The organism is Shewanella sp. 5S214 (genome assembly GCF_041439795.1).
GTDB classification, from domain to species: Bacteria; Pseudomonadota; Gammaproteobacteria; order Enterobacterales; family Shewanellaceae; genus Shewanella; species Shewanella vesiculosa.
Genome location: NZ_JBGOOV010000077.1, coordinates 1 through 1285, shown reverse-complemented (window position 1 = coordinate 1285; position 1285 = coordinate 1). Strand labels below are relative to the sequence as shown.

Below are 1285 nucleotides of genomic sequence, written 5' to 3'. Positions count from 1 at the left end.
CCATCCATGATTTCCGGCTAAATATCAACCAATAAACTACGCTTTATTTACCCTTCCTAAATGGTATTTGAAGATGGCCAGACCAAGACAGACAATAGTTAGCCTAGATGACACACCTTATTATCACTGCTGTTCACGAGTGGTACGTAAGGCTTTTTTGTGTGGTATTGATCATTCAACCGGTGAAAACTTTGAGCATAGGCGTGAGTGGGTTGACTCTCGAATTCTTGAGCTTGCCACCATCTTTGCCATAGATATCTGTGCTTACTCCGTGATGAGTAATCATTTGCATGTAGTCGTTAAAGTGGATGCAGATAAAGCGAAACACTGGTCAAATAAAGACGTGCTTATGCAATGGCACAAAAGCTTTGAAGGCACATTACTGACACAGAAGTTTGTGAAAGGTGAAGACCTAAACGAATTTGAACTTAAGACTGTCAATGAATGTATTATAGAGTATCGCCAACGGTTAGTTGATATCAGTTGGTTTATGCGCTCCTTAAGTGAGCTGATTGCGCGAATGGCCAACAAAGAAGATAAATGTACTGGCAGATTCTGGGAAGGGCGGTTTAAATCGCAAGCATTATTAGATGAAGCGGCAGTGATGAGTTGTATGGCTTATGTCGACTTGAATCCTATTCGCGCCAAAATGGCCACTACCCCCGAAACTTCAGACTACACCAGCATTCAACGTCGAATATATTCAGCGATAAAAGGTGAACCCCCCAAAGCATTACTGCCTTTTGTCGGTAATGAACAGCTAGATATGCCAAATGGGCTGATGTTCAGTGTAAAAGACTATATCGTGCTGGTGGAAGATACGGGTCGTATTATTCGAGAAGATAAGCACGGTGCCATTAGTGTCAGTAGCCAAGATATTCTTAATAGACTCAATATTCCAGCTGAAAACTGGCTGAAAATCACTACAGAGTTTGGCTCATTATTTAAAGGCGCAGTAGGCGGATTACCGGCATTAACAGAATATTGTGAACACTTAGAGCGAAAACGACGACAAGGTGCATCAAACTGCCAGCGTTGGCTGTGTGCTTAATCGCTAACGTCTAAAACACAAACGACAACAACTACATCATTTTCAGCTTGATTGATATCAAGCCACTAGAGCTGCTTTAAATTTACAGAAGAGTCTCCTTTTTCAACAACACGTTTAGTTTATTGATGATTTACGTTCAATTATTTAAATTTGAATCGTGGTAAGGGTTATCGCAATCAAACTGAAAAGGCATTTTGTTAATTCATAATTAAAATGGGTGGCATTGTAGTGGTT

The 1285-nt window shown here is 40.5% G+C and carries 1 protein-coding gene; it reads left to right on the top strand.

Going from position 1 to position 1285, the window contains the following annotated elements:
• Positions 1 to 73 precede the first annotated feature (73 nt).
• Positions 74 to 1051, top strand: a complete 978-nt coding sequence (locus tag ACED29_RS21125; protein ID WP_371698689.1) for a transposase — start codon at positions 74 to 76, stop codon at positions 1049 to 1051.
• Positions 1052 to 1285: the final 234 nt, after the last annotated feature.